At 53.6% G+C, this 17,518-nt stretch carries 17 protein-coding genes; 5 read left to right on the forward strand and 12 right to left on the reverse strand.

From position 1 onward, the window contains the following. Window positions 1-2: 2 nt before the first annotated feature. From tatB to udp, 7 genes are all read right to left on the reverse strand, one after another. Window positions 3-548: a Sec-independent protein translocase protein TatB gene (gene tatB, locus RIN69_RS21165; RefSeq protein ID WP_313854355.1), complete on the reverse strand. Its 546-nt coding sequence runs from the start codon at window positions 546-548 to the stop codon at window positions 3-5. Between the two features lie 3 nt (window positions 549-551). Next, window positions 552-803, reverse strand: a complete 252-nt coding sequence (tatA, locus tag RIN69_RS21170; protein ID WP_313854356.1) for a Sec-independent protein translocase subunit TatA — start codon at window positions 801-803, stop codon at window positions 552-554. 116 nt (window positions 804-919) lie between these two features. Continuing rightward, complete coding sequence (ubiB, locus tag RIN69_RS21175) at window positions 920-2,557, reverse strand: ubiquinone biosynthesis regulatory protein kinase UbiB (protein WP_313854357.1); 1,638 nt, start codon at window positions 2,555-2,557, stop codon at window positions 920-922. Continuing rightward, window positions 2,554-3,159, reverse strand: a complete 606-nt coding sequence (gene ubiJ, locus RIN69_RS21180) for a ubiquinone biosynthesis protein UbiJ (protein ID WP_313854358.1) — start codon at window positions 3,157-3,159, stop codon at window positions 2,554-2,556. Before ubiJ ends, ubiB begins: the two co-directional genes overlap by 4 nt. 12 nt (window positions 3,160-3,171) lie before the next feature. Then, the gene (gene ubiE, locus RIN69_RS21185; protein WP_313854359.1) at window positions 3,172-3,927 is read right to left on the reverse strand and encodes a bifunctional demethylmenaquinone methyltransferase/2-methoxy-6-polyprenyl-1,4-benzoquinol methylase UbiE; all 756 of its coding nucleotides are present in this window, start codon (window positions 3,925-3,927) and stop codon (window positions 3,172-3,174) included. Window positions 3,928-4,003: 76 nt separating this feature from the next. Then, window positions 4,004-5,539 (reverse strand): DNA recombination protein RmuC, encoded by a 1,536-nt coding sequence (gene rmuC, locus RIN69_RS21190; protein WP_313854361.1) that lies wholly within the window; start codon window positions 5,537-5,539, stop codon window positions 4,004-4,006. Window positions 5,540-5,682: 143 nt separating this feature from the next. Next, window positions 5,683-6,444: a uridine phosphorylase gene (udp, locus tag RIN69_RS21195; RefSeq protein ID WP_313854363.1), complete on the reverse strand. Its 762-nt coding sequence runs from the start codon at window positions 6,442-6,444 to the stop codon at window positions 5,683-5,685. Window positions 6,445-6,720: 276 nt separating this feature from the next. Between udp and RIN69_RS21200 the strand changes: the two genes are divergently transcribed. Further along, complete coding sequence (locus RIN69_RS21200; RefSeq protein WP_313854365.1) at window positions 6,721-7,557, forward strand: dienelactone hydrolase family protein; 837 nt, start codon at window positions 6,721-6,723, stop codon at window positions 7,555-7,557. A gap of 56 nt (window positions 7,558-7,613) precedes the next feature. Here the strand turns inward: RIN69_RS21200 and metE are convergent, their stop codons facing one another. After that, on the reverse strand, window positions 7,614-9,884 hold the full coding sequence (gene metE / locus RIN69_RS21205) for a 5-methyltetrahydropteroyltriglutamate--homocysteine S-methyltransferase (RefSeq protein ID WP_313854366.1): 2,271 nt from the start codon (window positions 9,882-9,884) through the stop codon (window positions 7,614-7,616). 138 nt (window positions 9,885-10,022) lie between these two features. Between metE and metR the strand changes: the two genes are divergently transcribed. Beyond that, window positions 10,023-10,964, forward strand: a complete 942-nt coding sequence (gene metR / locus RIN69_RS21210) for an HTH-type transcriptional regulator MetR (protein WP_313854367.1) — start codon at window positions 10,023-10,025, stop codon at window positions 10,962-10,964. A 65-nt stretch (window positions 10,965-11,029) separates the two neighbouring features. Continuing rightward, window positions 11,030-11,512 carry a YehS family protein gene (locus RIN69_RS21215; RefSeq protein WP_313854368.1) on the forward strand — a complete coding sequence of 161 codons (483 nt, stop codon included), beginning with the start codon at window positions 11,030-11,032 and terminating at the stop codon, window positions 11,510-11,512. 43 nt (window positions 11,513-11,555) lie between these two features. Here the strand turns inward: RIN69_RS21215 and RIN69_RS21220 are convergent, their stop codons facing one another. Further along, a complete protein-coding gene (locus RIN69_RS21220; protein ID WP_313854370.1) occupies window positions 11,556-12,419 on the reverse strand; it encodes a carboxylate/amino acid/amine transporter in 864 nt (287 codons plus the stop codon). Window positions 12,420-12,796: 377 nt separating this feature from the next. Here RIN69_RS21220 and glpT point away from each other — a divergent pair, with 377 nt between their 5' ends. Then, window positions 12,797-14,146, forward strand: a complete 1,350-nt coding sequence (gene glpT, locus RIN69_RS21225; RefSeq protein WP_313854371.1) for a glycerol-3-phosphate transporter — start codon at window positions 12,797-12,799, stop codon at window positions 14,144-14,146. Window positions 14,147-14,227: 81 nt separating this feature from the next. Here glpT and yigL read toward each other — a convergent pair whose 3' ends face one another. Both yigL and pldB read right to left on the reverse strand, forming a co-directional pair. Then, a complete protein-coding gene (yigL, locus tag RIN69_RS21230; protein ID WP_313854373.1) occupies window positions 14,228-15,028 on the reverse strand; it encodes a sugar/pyridoxal phosphate phosphatase YigL in 801 nt (266 codons plus the stop codon). 67 nt (window positions 15,029-15,095) lie between these two features. Continuing rightward, window positions 15,096-16,088, reverse strand: a complete 993-nt coding sequence (gene pldB, locus RIN69_RS21235) for a lysophospholipase L2 (RefSeq protein ID WP_313854375.1) — start codon at window positions 16,086-16,088, stop codon at window positions 15,096-15,098. 114 nt (window positions 16,089-16,202) lie between these two features. Here pldB and rhtB point away from each other — a divergent pair, with 114 nt between their 5' ends. Continuing rightward, window positions 16,203-16,826, forward strand: coding sequence for a homoserine/homoserine lactone efflux protein (rhtB, locus tag RIN69_RS21240; protein WP_313854377.1), 624 nt, complete (start codon window positions 16,203-16,205; stop codon window positions 16,824-16,826). Between the two features lie 45 nt (window positions 16,827-16,871). Here rhtB and rhtC read toward each other — a convergent pair whose 3' ends face one another. Next, complete coding sequence (gene rhtC, locus RIN69_RS21245; RefSeq protein WP_313854380.1) at window positions 16,872-17,495, reverse strand: threonine export protein RhtC; 624 nt, start codon at window positions 17,493-17,495, stop codon at window positions 16,872-16,874. Window positions 17,496-17,518: the final 23 nt, after the last annotated feature.

Below are 17,518 nucleotides of genomic sequence, written 5' to 3' on the forward strand. Positions count from 1 at the left end.
GTTTAACGTTCACCGCTTGTAGGAGTGGTTGAGGCTGGAGTGCGCGCGGGTGCAGTGGTTTCAGTCTTGACGACCGGTTCCGCTTGGCCTGCCGTTTCTGGCATAGCATCCGGGATCACCGCTGCAGGAGCCTGTGCGGGAGCGGTGGCCTGACCATCCGCAGCAGCAGGCGTCACGCCTTCATGAGACTCCTTCGGATCTTTCACCAAAGGATTGTGGATGGTATGGGCTTCGTCATCCGCTTTTTCGTTGTCGCCAAGATAAGTCCGCTTCATCGACTCCGCTGTTTTTTTCAGCTCTTCCATCGACTCTTTCAGCTCAGGTGACAATGAGTCTTTACTGGCCTGCTCGACTTTTCTCAGACTGTCTTGCAGCTCCTGCAACTTCAACTCTTGCGCCAGTTCATTTTGCACACTTGATGCCAGCGAACGCAGCGCACGAATCCAGCCGACCACGGTTCTGACCGCAACCGGTAATCGCTGCGGGCCCAGTACTACCAGCCCGATAACGAACACCAATACCAGTTCACTAAAACCTATGTCGAACACGGCTTACACCTTGTCTTTATCGTTCTTAACTTCTTCGCTTTTCGCGTCAGTATGCGGTTTATCTGCCAGAGTTTTGGCATTGAAATCGGCATCCTGGGAGTCTTTCTCTTTTTGTTCATCATCGCTCATGGCTTTCTTAAAGCCCTTGATGGATGAACCTAAATCGGAACCAAGCGTACGTAACTTATTGGTACCAAACAGAAGTACGACGATCACGGCAATAATTAACAACTGCCAAATACTGATACCGCCCATGTTATTTGCCTCTGGATTAAATTAATTAAACGCTGATGCTGGCAGTATATAACAACTACCCGCAGGGTCGCGACGAAGACGCTTAGCTTAACGCGTCTTTTTACCGTTTATGACAATCATTGGGTCTTGCGCCAGCCAATCAGCCATGACACCAGACCACCCGCCATCATCACTGCCGGCAGTACATCCCATTCCGGATGGGTTAACAGGATTGCCGTGCCGCTTACCAGCAGCGTGACACCGATACCAAACAGGAAACGTGACTGATGCTGGCGCGTGCGTTGAACATTCATGTCGGTAACCAGCCTATCAACACTATGTTGCAAACGTTTATGTTGACGCAGACTGTCGTAAAAAAGTTCCGGTAACTCAGGCAACTTTTCCGCCCAGAACGGCGCTTTTTCTTTCAGCGCGCGCACAATCGCCGGAATTCCTACCTGGTCTTTAATCCAGTCTTCGAGGAACGGCTTGGCGGTTTTCCACAGGTCAAGCTGCGGATAGAGCTGACGCCCGACGCCTTCGACATACAACAGGGTTTTCTGCAACAGCACCAACTGCGGCTGCACTTCCATATTGAAACGTCGGGCGGTATTAAACAGGTTCAGCAGCACATGACCAAAGGAGATCTCAGCCAGCGGTTTCTCAAAAATCGGCTCACAGACGGTGCGGATGGCAAACTCAAAATCTTCGACATTGGTATCCAGCGGTACCCAGCCGGAATCAACATGCAACTCCGCCACTTTACGATAATCACGATTGAAGAAAGCAATAAAGTTTTCAGCCAGATAGCGCTTATCTTCTTTGTTCAGTGAGCCGACAATTCCGCAGTCGATACCGATATATTGCGGATCTTCCGGGTGCTCATAGCTGACGAAAATATTGCCGGGATGCATATCTGCATGGAAGAAACTGTCGCGGAATACCTGGGTAAAGAACACCTGCACGCCACGCTCGGCTAACAGCTTCATGTTGACGCCATGCTGCTCCAGCGACACCACATCTGAAATCGGAATACCGTAAATGCGCTCCATCACCAGCATCGATTCACTGCAATAATCGGAATAGACTTCAGGCACATACAGCATTTTGCTGTTGTCGAAATTACGGCGCAGCTGAATGGCATTTGCCGCTTCGCGCAGTAAATTCAGCTCATCGATCAAGGTTTTTTCATAGTCAGCGACCACTTCTACCGGGCGCAGACGGCGGCCATCGGGTAACAGACGCGGAACCCAGTGTGCCAGACGATAAATCAGCTTCATATCCGCTTTGATTACCGGCAGGATATCCGGGCGAATCACCTTGATGACAACCTGTTTGCCATTTTCTTTCAGCGTGGCGGTATGCACCTGAGCGATAGAAGCGGACGCCAGCGGTTTGATCTCGAAATCGTCAAACCAGGTTTCAATCGTCGAGCCCAGCGACAGCTCAATCTGACGACGCGCCAGCTCACCATCAAAAGGCGCTACCCGGTCCTGCAACATCGCCAGTTGATCGGCAATCTGCGGCGGAAACAGGTCGCGTCGCGTTGACATCATCTGACCGAACTTAATCCACACCGGCCCCAGCTGCTCCAGCGCCATACGCAGACGCGCGCCCAGCGGCTTTTCCTTGTGCGTATTGGGGATCCAGAACACACAACGTCGCCACAGCCGAATTGGCAAAGTAATGCGAGTACGTGGGATCAGTTCATCAAGACCGTAACTGAGAAACACCTTGATGATGTAATACAGCCGGCGAATTTCTCCCAGCGTCATTTCGCCTCCAGCGAGTCTAACCGGGCGCTTAATGCGTCCAGTGAACGGTTTACGGCATCAACTTCTTCAGCAAACCAGGCCAGTTCTAAAGCACCGGGCGCCACGCGCCACTCTTCGGTTAACACCTGAGCCGCATAGCTTTGTTTCCGCTGAATATCGTTGCGCAGGAAATTGAAACCACGGCGGGCAAACTGGCTGATACCTTGCGCGGCGATATCGCCAACCCACGGAGCCAGATACTCTGCTGGATCCAGCTCAGCCATATCAAAAAGCGCGGAGAACTGCTGCACCACTTGCAGATCGCCGTCCACTTCCAGCTCACCGCTGCGAATCAATGCGGTAAGCTGCTGACGATCGCGTAATTTACGCAGCACAGAAAAACGGGTTTTAACGGTGCAGTCGGTCGCATCCTGCCAGTCGCCCAGCACATCGACCTGGTTTTCGCTAAACACCAGCGTCAACGGCTGAGACAGCTCCTGCAGATCGAAGGCGAGAGTCTTGCCAGTCAGTCGTTGACGCGCCGCTTTCAGGCCACGATCGCGATACAGAATTTGATTAAGCGCGGTCTCCAGACCAGCGGTTAACAGCGGCGTTAAAGTCATTCGCTTTCCCGATCAGAACTTGAATCCACGGTGCAGCGCGACAATGCCACCCGTCAGGTTATGGTAAGTGGTGTTTTCAAAACCCACGTCCATCATCATCGCTTTCAGCGTCTCCTGGTCAGGATGCATCCGAATGGACTCCGCCAGATAGCGATAGCTCTCGGCATCCTGCGCCACCAGTTCGCCAATACGCGGCAGAATATGGAAAGAGTAAGCATCGTAGGCTTTATTCAGTGGCTCCAGCAGCGGTTTGGAGAACTCCAGCACCAGCAAACGACCACCTGGCTTCAGCACGCGAAACATTGAGGCCAGCGCTTTTTCTTTCTCGGTAACGTTGCGCAGACCAAAGGAGATGGTAATGCAGTCAAAATAGTTATCCGGGAACGGCAGCGCTTCGGCATTGGCCTGCACATAGCTGACATTGCCCACCACACCGCTGTTACGCAGCTTTTCGCGACCCATCTTCAGCATTGAGCTGTTGATATCCGCCAGCACTACCTGACCGGTTTCACCCACCAGACGGGAAAATTTCGCCGTCAGATCGCCGGTACCACCCGCCAGGTCTAATACGCGTTGCCCACGGCGCACGCCGCTGCAATCAATGGTAAAACGCTTCCAGATGCGATGGATGCCAAAGGACATCAAATCGTTCATCAGGTCATACTTCGCCGCGACGGAATGGAATACATCTGCAACCATGTCAGCTTTTTCAGTTTTCGCGACCGTACGAAAACCAAAATGTGTGGTTTCCTGTGATTCATCTGCCATTTGTTTTGCCTGCTCCACAATCAAATATCCTCGAAGTGTACCAGAGTAAGGGTAGCCAGGCACGCTGCCCCGGCGTTTATTCATTGATACGGCGCAGCATCTCACTCATCGGTGGCGCGGAGGATTCCTGCTGTTCGTCGTCCGGTTCATCGGCATCATTTTCCGCCGATTCTGGTAAAGCCTGCTCGGCCAGTCGCGGATTTATTGGCCGTTTTACTTCTACTCCCAACTGACGAAAGCTTTCACTTTGGGCAATCAGATTACCGCGCCCTTCCGCCAGCTTTTTCATCGCCGAACGATAGCTATCCTGCGCCTTATCCAGGTTCTGCCCGATGCTGGTCATATCATCGACAAACAGCCGCATTTTGTCATACAGCCGCGCGGCGCGGTCGGCGATACGCTGCGCATTGCGGCTCTGATGTTCGTACCGCCAGAGATTATTGATGGTGCGCAGCGCCACCAGCAGCGTGGTCGGGCTGACCAGCATAATATTTTGCTTCAGCGCCTCGCTAATCAGCTCTGGCTGACGGTCAATCGCCAGCAGAAAGGCGGGCTCTATCGGGATAAACATCAACACATAATCCAGCGAGCGTAAACCAGGCAATTGTTGATAATCTTTTCGGCTTAACAAGCGCAGGTGCGAACGAATCGCGGCGATATGCTCGCCAATCGCCTGTTCACGCGTCACTTCATCTTCGCCGTTAAAGTAACGTTCGTAAGCCACCAGCGTCATTTTGGCATCAATCACCACATCTTTACCCTGCGGTAAACGCACGATGACGTCAGGCTGCATCCGGCTGTTCTGATCGAGCTGCACATTGACCTGGGTCTGGTATTCATAGCCTTCGCGCAGCCCGGAAGCTTCCAGCACCCGGCTCAGCACCACCTCCCCCCAGTTGCCCTGCGTTTTATTGTCGCCTTTCAATGCTTTGGTCAGGTTGATTGCTTCCTGCGCCATTTGCGCATTCAGTTGTTGCAGGTTGCGGATCTCATGGGAAAGCGTGTGACGTTCGCGGGCCTCCTGGCCAAAACTTTCCTGTACCTGACGGCGAAAACCATCAAGCTGCTCGCGCAACGGCGTAATCAGCCCGTTGAGACTCTGACGGTTTTGCTCGTCGACCCGGCGGCCGCTGTTTTCAAAGATGCGATTGGCCAGATTTTCAAACTGTGCGGTCAGCCGCTGCTCGCTGTTGGTCAGCAACCGCTGTTTTTCTTCGGCCGCCATGCGCGTCTCTTCCAGACGGATAGTCACTTCGCGCAGTTCTGCTTCCTGAGCGCTGTTGATTTCCAGCTGGTTACGCAGCTCACGACTCAACTGCTCGCTTTCGCTACGCCAGTGATCAAAGTGATGCTGTTTTTCCTGCGCGGCGGCCAGCGCGCCATGCAGCTGCCGCAGCTCTTTTTCAATCAGCTGCTGTTCCTGCTGCTGCGACTGTATTTGCTGTTGCAGGCGTTGCTGCTCATGCTGCGACTGTTGTAACGACTGCGCTAATAACCGGCGCTCGGTTTCCTGACTGGCCTGCTGCTGACTATAACGAAACCAGGCAATAATCCAGCCCACCAGCAAACCTGCCAGCCCCAGACATACGCCAAAAAGATATTGATTGTCCACTGCTCCTCCTGCACACCGCGTCGAACAGTGAAAAGGTAGAGGCGCACTGTATGAATGTCCAGATAAAAAGCAGGGGGAGATGAAGTGCGGTGCTGGCAGGCAATTCGGGCGGCGGGAATGCCACCCGACGTTCGGGGGATCAACTACAGCAGACGACGCGCCGCTTCAACGACGATTTTTACCGCATCGCTTTCAGTTTGCTTCATGGTAACCGCATCCGGAATCTCTTTCTGCGTGCGGTTAACAATCACGCCGGCAACCATACCGGCACGCAGGCCCTGACTGGCACACATGGTCAGCAGAGTGGCGGATTCCATCTCATAGTTAAGTACGCCCATTTGCTGCCACTCTTCCATCGAACCCTGGTAGCGGCTGACAACGCGACCAGAGAAGGTATCGTAACGCTCCTGGCCCGGATAGAAGGTGTCAGATGACGCAGTAATACCGATATGAGTAGTGGCACCTGCCGCTTTCGCCGCTTCAACCAGTGCGGTAGTACAGGTGAAATCGGCCACCGCCGGAAACTCCATTGGCGCGAAATGCAGACTGGCACCGTCAAGACGCACTGAACCGGTCGTCACCAGCACATCACCAACATTGATGCCAGGCTGAATCGCTCCGGTGGTGCCGACACGCAGGAAAGTGCGCACGCCCAGCTGCGCCAGCTCTTCAACCGCAATAGACGTTGACGGTCCACCAATACCCGTTGAGCAGACTACCACCGGCTTGCCATCCAGCTCGGCGCGGTAGCTGGTAAATTCACGGTGTGAGGCCAGATGGACAGGATTATCCATCAGTGCCGCAATTTTTTTCACCCGCTCAGGGTCGCCAGGCACAATCGCCAGCGTCGCGCCTTGCAGGTCGGCTTTAGTGATACCAAGGTGAAAAACGTCAGACTGGGCCATAACAGACTCCTGAATAAAAAAGTTGGGTACGCTAATGCGCTACTGTAATCCACTGCCCGGCAAAATTATGTGATTTAACTCACCGATGAAAATGAAAATTACATTTAAATACATGAGCATCGTGATTAACCTCACATAAATTCACTCTGTGAGGCTATTTAGTCACATCCGACCCTGCGCTTGATGCCTGCTGAGTGTTAAAGATGAGTGTAAATAGCCACGGTGTAATCCTGGCTATAGTTACCTGATTGCGCTAATGCTTGCATGGAGAGGACGATGAAAACCGAAGATAACATGGCTCAAAAGCCAGGCAATAGTGGCTTCGCTCCTGCGGTTTCGCCTACCGCATCGACCACCATTATTACCGACTCTACTGATATTCTGTCTGGTGAAACCTCAATACCGACGCAGGGCGAAAATATGCCCGCCTTTCACGCCAGGCCAAAAAATGCCACCGCCGCTCTGCCGGTGATTATGGTGGTGCAGGAAATTTTTGGCGTGCATGAGCATATTCGTGATGTCTGTCGCCGGCTGGCAGCAGAAGGTTACCTGGCTGTCGCGCCTGAACTCTATTTCCGCCAGGGCGATGCTGCCGACTATGACGATATCCCCACTTTAATTACCGAGCTGGTCAGTAAAGTCCCGGATGCGCAGGTGCTGGCCGATCTCGATCACGTTGCCAACTGGGCATCACGTCACGGCGGTGATATGCGCAATACTGCCATAACCGGATTCTGCTGGGGTGGCCGCATCAGCTGGCTTTATGCCGCGCATAATCCACAGCTCAAAGCGGCGGTAGCCTGGTATGGCAAGCTGGTCGGTGACAAATCGATAAAACAGCCGAAATATCCTGTCGATATTGCGGTTGATCTTAACGCGCCGGTGCTGGGTTTATACGGTGGCCTGGATGACAGCATTCCGCAGGAGAGCATCGAGGTGATGCGTCAGGCACTGCGCGCCGCGAACGCCGATGCCGAGATCGTGGTATATCCCGATGCCGGACACGCGTTTAATGCCGATTACCGCGACAGTTATCACCAGGAGTCGGCGCAGGATGGCTGGCAACGCATGCTCGCCTGGTTTAAACGCTATGGCGTTGCACCTGCTGCGTAAGCATAAAAAGGGGGCGCCGTGCGCCCCAACCACTTCAACACAACAACACAGTAAACTCAGATGGTAGCGTTACGCAGGTTCTGCGCCGCCTTTACCATGTTCGCCAGCGCCTGACGTGTTTCAGCCCAGCCGCGCGTTTTCAGGCCGCAGTCAGGGTTTACCCACAGGCGCTCAACCGGAACACGCTTCGCGGCTTTCAGCAGCAGCGCTTCCATCCACTCAACGCTGGGTACGTTTGGCGAGTGAATGTCATACACGCCCGGGCCGATTTCGTTCGGATACTCGAACTGCTCAAACGACTCCAGCAACTCCATATCTGAACGCGAGGTTTCAATGGTAATCACGTCAGCATCGAGCGCCGCGATGGAGTCCATAATGTCGTTGAATTCGCAGTAACACATATGGGTGTGAATCTGGGTATCGTCCTGTGCCACCGCAGCATTCAGGCGGAAGGCATCCACTGCCCACTCCAGGTAAGCTGCCCAGTCAGACTGATGCAGCGGCAAACCTTCACGCAGGGCAGGTTCATCAATCTGGATAATGCCGATGCCGGCTTTTTCCAGATCTTCCACTTCATCGCGCAGCGCCAGCGCAATCTGCTTAGCGATGGTTTCACGTGACACATCTTCACGCGGGAATGACCAGCAAAGAATCGTCACCGGGCCGGTCAGCATGCCTTTTACTGGCTTGTCGGTCAGCGACTGAGCATATTTCGCCCACTCAACGGTAATTGCTGCCGGACGGCTGACGTCACCAATAATTACCGGTGGCTTTACGCAGCGTGAACCGTAGCTCTGTACCCAGCCATTCTGCGTAAACACGAAGCCATCAAGATGTTCACCAAAGTATTCCACCATGTCATTGCGCTCGGCTTCACCGTGTACCAGCACGTCCAGCCCCAGACGTTCCTGCTCAACAATCGCCTGCTTTATATGTTCAGAGATACCGGTGCGATAGTTTTTACTGTCCAGTCGGCCCTGCTTAAAGTCGAGACGCAGGCCGCGAATCTCGGTGGTTTGCGGAAATGAGCCGATGGTGGTGGTCGGCCATGCTGGCAGGTTAAAGCGATGACGCTGTGCTTCGGCACGCGCCGGATAGCTGCTGTCGCGCTGGCTGTCTTTTGCGGTGATGGCCGCCAGACGCTGACCAACAGCGTCATTGTGCACGCGGGTTGAATGACGACGGGCGCGAATCGGTGCGCTCCATGCTTCCAGTGAAGCGGCATCGTTGTTATTCAGCGCACGAGTCAACAGTGACAGCTCACTACACTTTTGTAGTGCGAAGGAGAACCAACTTTTCACTTCTTCATCAAGGCGAGTTTCAACACTCAGGTCGATAGGACTATGCAGCAGAGAGCAGGAAGAGCCGATCCACAGCTGTTTACGCTGGCCCACCAGCGGCTGCAACCGCTCAAACCAGCTGCTCAGATCGGCACGCCAGACGTTACGGCCGTTAATGACGCCAACAGAAAGCAGCCACTCAACCGGCAATTTGCTGTTCAGTAGCGCCACATCGTCTTTACCGTGAACCAGATCGACATGCAGCCCGTTTACCGGCAGTTGGCGAATAGTTGTCAGGTTCTGGCTGATGCTGTCGAAATAGGTGGTCAGCAGCAGTTTAGTCTGGCCGTGCAGCGCATCGTAGGCCGGTTTAAAGGCATTGAGCCACTCGTCCGGCAGTTCGAGCACCAGCGCCGGCTCGTCTATCTGCACCCATTCAATATCACGTTTTGCCAGTTCAGCCAGTACCTGCTGGTACACCGGCAGAATGTCTTTCAGCAGGCTCAGGCGGTCAAACTGCTCGCCTTTCACTTTTCCCAGCCACAGGTAAGTGACCGGGCCAAGCAGTACTGGTTTGACTTTATGCCCCAGCGCCAGCGCTTCATCGACTTCATCCAGCAACTGAGTCCAGGTCAGTTTGAACTGCTGCCCTTTAACAAACTCAGGCACCATGTAGTGATAGTTGGTGTTAAACCACTTCGTCATTTCAGCCGCAGCAGCCGGCTCACCGCCTGGCGCACGTCCACGACCCAGGCGAAACAGAGTGTCGAGATCGACAGAGCCGTCTTTGTTCTGATGGCGAGCCGGTACGTTACCCAGCAGCAGGCTGGTGGTCAGTACGTGATCGTACCAGGCAAAATCGCCAACCGGCAGCAGATCTACACCGGCATCTTTCTGTTGCTGCCAGTGACGAGCGCGCAGCTCGCTACCCACAGCCAGTAATTCTTGCTGGGTGCTGTTGCCTGCCCAGTAGCTTTCCTGCGCTTTTTTCAGTTCGCGACGCAGACCGACGCGTGGAAATCCGAGTGTGTGATTCAGAATAGTCATGTCTTTGCCCCTCGTTTAAATGCGTTCCGGCGTCGTCGCCAGAGAAGTTTAGCCGTCCAGATGTTTACACCGCTATAATGTGCAGGTACTGTATTCATCACAAGCGCAAATTGTTCATTATCGATGTGAAGGACTCTCATGATCGAACTCAAACACCTACGGACGCTGCAGGCCTTAAGGAATACTGGCTCACTGGCCGCCGCCGCTGCACAGTTGCATCAAACGCAATCGGCGTTATCACACCAGTTCAGCGATCTGGAGCAGCGCCTCGGCTTTCGCCTGTTCGTACGTAAAAGCCAGCCACTGCGCTTTACCCCGCAGGGTGAGATTCTTTTGCAGCTGGCAGAACAGGTATTGCCACAAATTCAGCAGGCGTTGCAGGCATGCCATGAGCCGCGTCAGACCACGCTGCGTATCGCGATTGAGTGTCACAGCTGCATTCAGTGGCTGACTCCGGCACTGGACAATTTCCGTCAGAGCTGGCCGCAAGTGGCGATGGACTTTAAATCGGGCGTAACATTTGATCCGCAACCGGCGCTGCAGCAAGGCGAACTGGACGTGGTGCTGACCTCAGATATTTTGCCGCGCAGCGGCCTGCACTATTCACCGATGTTTGATTTCGAAGTCAGGCTGATACTGGCTCCCGACCATCCGCTGGCGCAGAATGAGACAATTTCACCTGAAGATCTCGCCAGCGAAGTGCTGATGATCTACCCGGTACAGCGTCAGCGTCTGGATATCTGGCGTCACTTCCTGCAACCAGCGGGGGTCAGCCCGGCACTGAAAAACGTCGATAATACTTTGCTGTTGATTCAGATGGTTGCTGCACGGATGGGCATTGCTGCACTGCCACACTGGGTGGTGGAAAGCTTTGAACATCAGGGGCTGGTTGTCACTAAACCTCTGGGTGACGGCTTGTGGAGCCGCCTGTATGCCGCCGTGCGCGATGGAGAACAGCGTCAGCCAGTAGTGGAAGCATTTATCCGCTCCGCACGCCAGCACGCCTGCGATCATCTGCCGTTTGTTCGTGACGCATCGCGTCCCGGCACGGCATTACCGCTGACGGTCAGCCAGTCCTGATGCAACTTCAGGGGCGAAGTGTATAATGCGGCGCAATGCATTCCTTAACCTGAAGAGATTTCAATATGACCAATAACGATGTGTTACGCAGCGTGCGCTACATGCTGGAAATGAGTGACGCTAAAATGGTCAGTACGCTGGCACTGGCGGAGAGTGAAGTCTCTGTCGAAGAGATGCAGGCTTTCCTGAAAAAGGATGATGAAGCGGGCTTTCGTCCGGTTCCGGACGTGCTGATGGGCTATTTCCTGAACGGATTGATTTTCTCTCTGCGCGGCAAGAGCGAAGAAGCGCCGGTGCCCTCCATCGAACGCAAAATGACGAACAACATTATCCTGAAAAAGCTGCGCGTGGCGTTTAATCTGAAAACCACCGACATCACCGAAATTCTGCAGCTGGCTGACTTTGCCGTATCTCAGGCAGAAATCGGCGCGATCTTCCGTAAACCAGGGCATAAAAACTACCGCGAATGCGGCGACCAGATTTTAAGAAACTTTTTGAAAGGACTGACTAAAAAAATCCGTCCTGCAACGCCTGCCGCGAAAGCCTGACCGCGAGCAGAGTGCCGGAGCGGTTTACCCGCTCCGGTTCCGCTTATCCCTTCACGCCTTTACCCACTATCCAGCGTTTATGTACCCACAGTGAAGCGCAGATCACCGTTGCGCCAATCAGGAAGCTCGGCCAGTGCGGCTGCTGCTGCCAGATGGCGAGGTTAACCAGTAATCCGGCCGGGACATGCATATTGTTCATAATGCCCAGCGTGCCCGCATCTACCTGGGTTGCGCCGTAATTCCACATAAAGTAGCCCAGTCCTGATGCCGCAACGCCCAGCCATACCAGAATGCCCCACTGTAGCGAAGTGGTCGGCAGTTTATTCGGATTACCCCACAGGAACCAGGCGACAATCGCCACGCTGACGGCCCCAATATAGAACCACGAGAACGCCGTATGCTGCGGCATCGGACGCGTCTCTTGCAGGCGCTTGTAGCCAACCATACCGATGGCAAAACAGAGATTCGCCAGCTGCACCAACAGCAATCCAAACCAGAAATGGTCACTGACTTTGTCGTAACGAATAATCGCGGCTCCCGCCACTGCCAGCAGCGCACTCAGCGCATAGCCAGGGCGCACGCCACGCCCGCTGATTAAATCGTAAATCAGCGTGACATACAGCGGCGTCATCACGGTAAACAGCAGGAATTCTGAAACGCTGAGATAGAGATAGGCCTGGAAGCTAATCAGATACATGATGCCCAGCTGCAACATACCGACCGCCATATACAGCAGCAGCGTCGACAGCTGATAACCACGCCAGCGCAGAAATGGCAGAAACACCACCGCCGCCAATACCAGCCGCATCAGCACCGAAAACCAGCTATCAACCTGCCCCGCGAGATACTCACCGATCAGACTGAAAGAAAACGCCCAAAGAATGGTGGTGATAATCAGTAATGCCACAGTAATCACTCATCAGAAAAAAGAGGCGTTATTGTAACGAATTGCTGTCAGGGCGAATCAAGTTTCTGGTTGACGAGTGAACAAATAAACACCAGTCATAATGTTGCATCAGGAAAGCAAACGCTCATCAAACGAAACCGAAAAGTCTGAGACGCAGTTGACCAGAAAGGTGATTGATTATGCCTAAAAGCGTCAGAAAGTTGGCTAATTTGTGACACAACAAGCCGCGACTGTAATAAAACTGCAACATTTGTGTGCTTACTCACAGTCATTAACCATATCAGCCACTATGCTATGCGCGAAATGGAACATTTCCATCTGCGTATCCGCGCAGCGCTTCCGTTAACAATCACTAAAAATGCGCCATCGGAGCTTTTATGTTAAGTATTTTTAAACCTGCGCCACACCAGACCCGCGTCGCAGACCATCATGTCGATCCACTCTATCGCCGCCTGCGTTGGCAGATTTTCTTCGGCATCTTCTTCGGTTATGCCGCCTACTATCTGGTGCGCAAAAACTTCGCACTGGCCATGCCTTATTTGATTGAACAGGGCTTCTCACGCGGTGATTTAGGTTTTGCCCTGTCCGGTATTTCCATCGCCTATGGCTTCTCAAAATTTATCATGGGCTCGGTTTCGGATCGTTCCAACCCACGCGTGTTCCTGCCTGCCGGTCTGATTCTGGCGGCCTGCGTCATGCTGATTATGGGCTTTGTCCCTTGGGCAACCTCCAGCATTATGATCATGTTTGTGCTGCTGTTTATCTGTGGCTGGTTCCAGGGTATGGGCTGGCCGCCATGCGGCCGCACTATGGTTCACTGGTGGTCGCAGAAAGAACGCGGCGGCATCGTCTCAGTATGGAACTGCGCGCATAACGTCGGTGGCGGGATCCCACCTCTGCTGTTCCTGCTGGGTATGGCGTGGTTTAACGACTGGAAAGCGGCGCTGTATATGCCTGCATTTGGCGCGATCTTGATTGCGATTATCGCTTTTGCACTGATGCGTGATACTCCGCAATCCTGCGGATTACCGCCGATTGAAGAGTATAAAAACGACTATCCGCCGGATTACACTGACAAGCATGAAGAAGAGCTGACTGCCAAACAGATCTTTATGCAGTACATTTTGCCGAACAAACTGCTGTGGTATATCGCGCTGGCTAACGTCTTCGTTTATCTGCTGCGCTACGGCATTCTCGACTGGTCCCCGACCTATCTGAAAGAGGTGAAACACTTCTCGTTGGATAAGTCCTCATGGGCCTACTTCCTGTACGAATATGCCGGTATTCCGGGAACGCTGCTGTGCGGCTGGATGTCGGATAAAGTGTTTAAAGGCAATCGCGGCGCTACCGGGGTGTTCTTTATGACGCTGGTGACCATCGCCACTATCATTTACTGGATGAATCCGGCCGGAAATCCCGGTGTGGATATGGCCTGCATGATTGTTATCGGCTTCCTGATATATGGCCCGGTGATGTTGATCGGCCTGCACGCGCTGGAACTGGCACCGAAAAAAGCCGCCGGCACCGCCGCAGGCTTTACCGGACTGTTCGGCTATCTCGGCGGATCGGTCGCGGCCAGTGCCATCGTTGGTTATACCGTTGACTACTTCGGCTGGAACGGTGGCTTTATAATTATGGTGGGCGGCTGCGTGCTGGCAGTCATTCTGCTGCTGCTGACCATGTTAAGTGAAAACAAGCATAAACAGCAGATGAACCAGGCCAGCTAACAGCGACCTGAGGATGAAGCGGGTTCAGCGACAGTAATACACCAAAAACGGATGGCCAGCCTGGCGCTGGCCATTTGCCACTTAGTCCAGCAGCAGTTTACGTAAATAATGCGGCACTGCATCATCAGCATTGCTGCCAATCACTTCCAGCTCCGGCAGCAGATCTTTCAGGCGCTGATGAGCGTTACTCATAATGCAGCCCTTCCCGGCCATCGACAGCATCTCTTTATCGTTCAGCCCGTCACCAAACGAGATGCACTCTTTCAGCGAGTAGCCCAGGGTTTTCGACACCGCTTCCAGCGCATGCCCTTTCGACACGCCACCGGCCATCACTTCGAGGCAGGTTGGGAAGGAGAAGCTGACATTAACCCGATCGCCCCAGCGTGCCAGAATCGCCTGCTCCAGCGGCACGAGTTTATCGGCATCATCACAGGTGAAAAACACTTTACTGATACCATCGGTTTCCAGCATGCCAGGTTCGAACAGGCGATAATTAAATACCGACTCGCAGAAGAAACGCTGCTCTTCCGGACGATGGCGGTTGATAAACCACTCATCATCACGATAGACGTTGGTCAGGATATCCGGCTCGTTATATTGGATAGCGAACAGATCGTTAGCGATATCTGCGTCAAGATTATGGCTGAACACCAGCTCACCGGCGCTGTTATGCACCCTTGCACCGTTAGAGGTGATCATATAAGCGTCGATTTCGAGATTATCGCGCATCTGGGAAACGTCCACATGGTGACGACCAGTGGCAAAGACAAAGTGGACACCGCGTTCGGTGAGTAACTTCAGCGTTTCTTTGGTGTAAGGCGTCAGTCTGTGATCGGGTGACAACAGAGTGCCGTCGAGATCGGATGCGACTACGTGATACATAATTCTTTCAAACCTCTGGTTAAATGAGTAAATCAGGCACGCCTGACGTTAAATCTGAGTCATGTGGCTAAACATGCCGCGCGAAAAACTCCACGATGGCATCTAAGGCTTCAGCGCGCATATCGTCTCGTTCAAATAAGATCTCATGACGCGCGCCTGCAATTACGCGAGGCTTACCCCCCTCGCAGGGATGACCCGCTGCGGTCATTGCCTGACAAAACAGATCCTGCGAGCGGTTATCGACAATTTTTTCGGCCCCGGCCTGCAACAACAGCAGTGGAGTGGTGATATCAGCGGCCTTGCTTAAAATATTTTGTCCGGCCAGCAGCCCTTCCCGCACCCAGTGATAGGTGGGGCCACCAACGCGAATTCCCGGATCGTCAGCATAAAAACGCAGATTGCGTCGATAGCGCTCGCGGCTGTGGGTCAGCTCATTAATGCCAAAAGGACGCGCACGCCACTTGCCGGTTCCCAGCGCGTAGCCATCCCGCAGCTCCGGTCGTTTTTCCGTCCAGTCAAGAATGCGGCTGGCCATCCAGGAGGGCATCGGCAGATAGATGCCAAACATCGGTGAGGATAATACTGCGGCATCAAACGCCTGCGGTTGCCGCGCCAGCAGCAGCGTCAGAACTGCGCCCCCCATCGAGTGGGCCAGCGCATAGCGATGGCGATAGTCACTGTTGGCGATTTCCCGCTGCCAGAGCGCTTCCAGATCGTCAACATAGTGACCAAACTCCGCCACGTGGCCGCGATGCGAGTCCTGTAACAGACGTCCGGATCGGCCCTGCCCGCGATGATCGATAATGATCACATCATAACCACAGTGAAACAGATCGTAGGCCAGTTCAGGGTATTTAACGTAGCTTTCAATGCGTCCCGGCACCAGCAAAATCACTTTATCGTGCTGCGGTGAGGTGAAACGAACATAGCGAATCAGTAAGTTATCAACGCCCTCAAACTCGCGCTCTTCCCGGCGGTGCCAGAAATCGAGCAGCGGTCCGGTGGCGAAAGCGGCAAAGGCCTTCTCACGAGTCGGCCAGTCATTTTTATGCTTCGTCATCGGCAAGAATTCCGCAAAAAATCATCGACACTATGACAAGCTTCGCAGGCCATAGCAGATCATTCCACAATGCCGTATTGTGTCATAAATCTGCGCACTCCGGGAGTTTTACCCATGACCATCGAATGGTGGCTGACTTACCTATTGACTACCAGCATCCTCAGCCTGTCGCCAGGTTCCGGTGCGATTAATACCATGAGTACCGGTATCAGCCACGGCTATCGCGGCGCGGTGGCGTCGATCTCCGGCCTGCAAGTGGGGCTTGCCGTGCATATTATGCTGGTCGGTATTGGCCTGGGTGCGCTGTTTTCTCAGTCGTTACTGGCATTCGAAATTCTCAAATGGGCCGGTGCAGCCTATCTGATCTGGCTCGGTATCCAGCAGTGGCGCTCCGCCGGGGCGATAGATTTAGATGCCGTGGCCAAAGCGATGCCGCGTCGACGCCTGTTTAAACGCGCGGTGTTGGTTAACCTGACGAACCCGAAAAGCATCGTGTTTCTTGCCGCGCTGTTCCCACAATTTATTATCCCGCATCAGCCCCAGGCAATGCAGTACCTGGTGCTGGGGGTGACTACCGTGGTGGTCGATATTATTGTGATGATTGGCTATGCGACATTAGCGACACGGATTGCCGGCTGGATTAAAGGGCCGCAGCAGATGAAATTGCTGAACCGCATTTTTGGTGGGTTGTTTATGGCAGTAGGAGCGTTACTGGCTTCGGCTCGTAAGATTGCTTAGCTCTGTGGGCGGCAAAACATGCCGCCTCTACAGCATAATCCGGGGTTAGCGCGATATAATCAGGTGGATACCAAAGCCAGCAAACAGCACCCCTGCGACACCATCAATCCACTTCGCCAAGCGCTGATAGCCACGGCGCATCGCCGGTAAGGCAAAAATACAGGCCACCAGACTAAACCAGCACAGCGTCTCAATAATAATCAGCATAAACAGCCCCCAGCGCTCACCCGCGCCAACGTCATCACCGACAAACAGTGAGAACACGCTGCCAAAGTAGATCACCGCTTTCGGATTGGAGAGGTTGGTCAGAAAACCTTTCAGGAAGCTGCGTCCTTTCTGCGGCAGCGCCACCTTCACTTCATTCTGTACCGGGTGTTTATGCTGTTTACGCGCCGAGCAAAGTAGCTGCCAACCCATCCACAGCAGGTAAAGCCCGCCGCCCACCATAATAATCTCATGCAGCCATGCCATTTTCTGCAGAATCAGGTGTAATCCCATCAGCGCAACGCCCGCCCATACCACAATACCGAGGGTAATCCCCAGCACACCGAGCATCGCCTCTTTCCGGGAGCGACTGACCGCGGTTTGCGAGACAAAAAAGAAGTCCGGCCCCGGACTCATTAAGGCGATTAAATGCACCAGCGCCACAGTAAGAAATAGCATTATCATGATGTTTTACCTGTTTAAAGAAA

Origin of the sequence: Winslowiella toletana, from assembly GCF_032164335.1 — a bacterium.
GTDB lineage: Bacteria > Pseudomonadota > Gammaproteobacteria > Enterobacterales > Enterobacteriaceae > Erwinia > Erwinia toletana_A.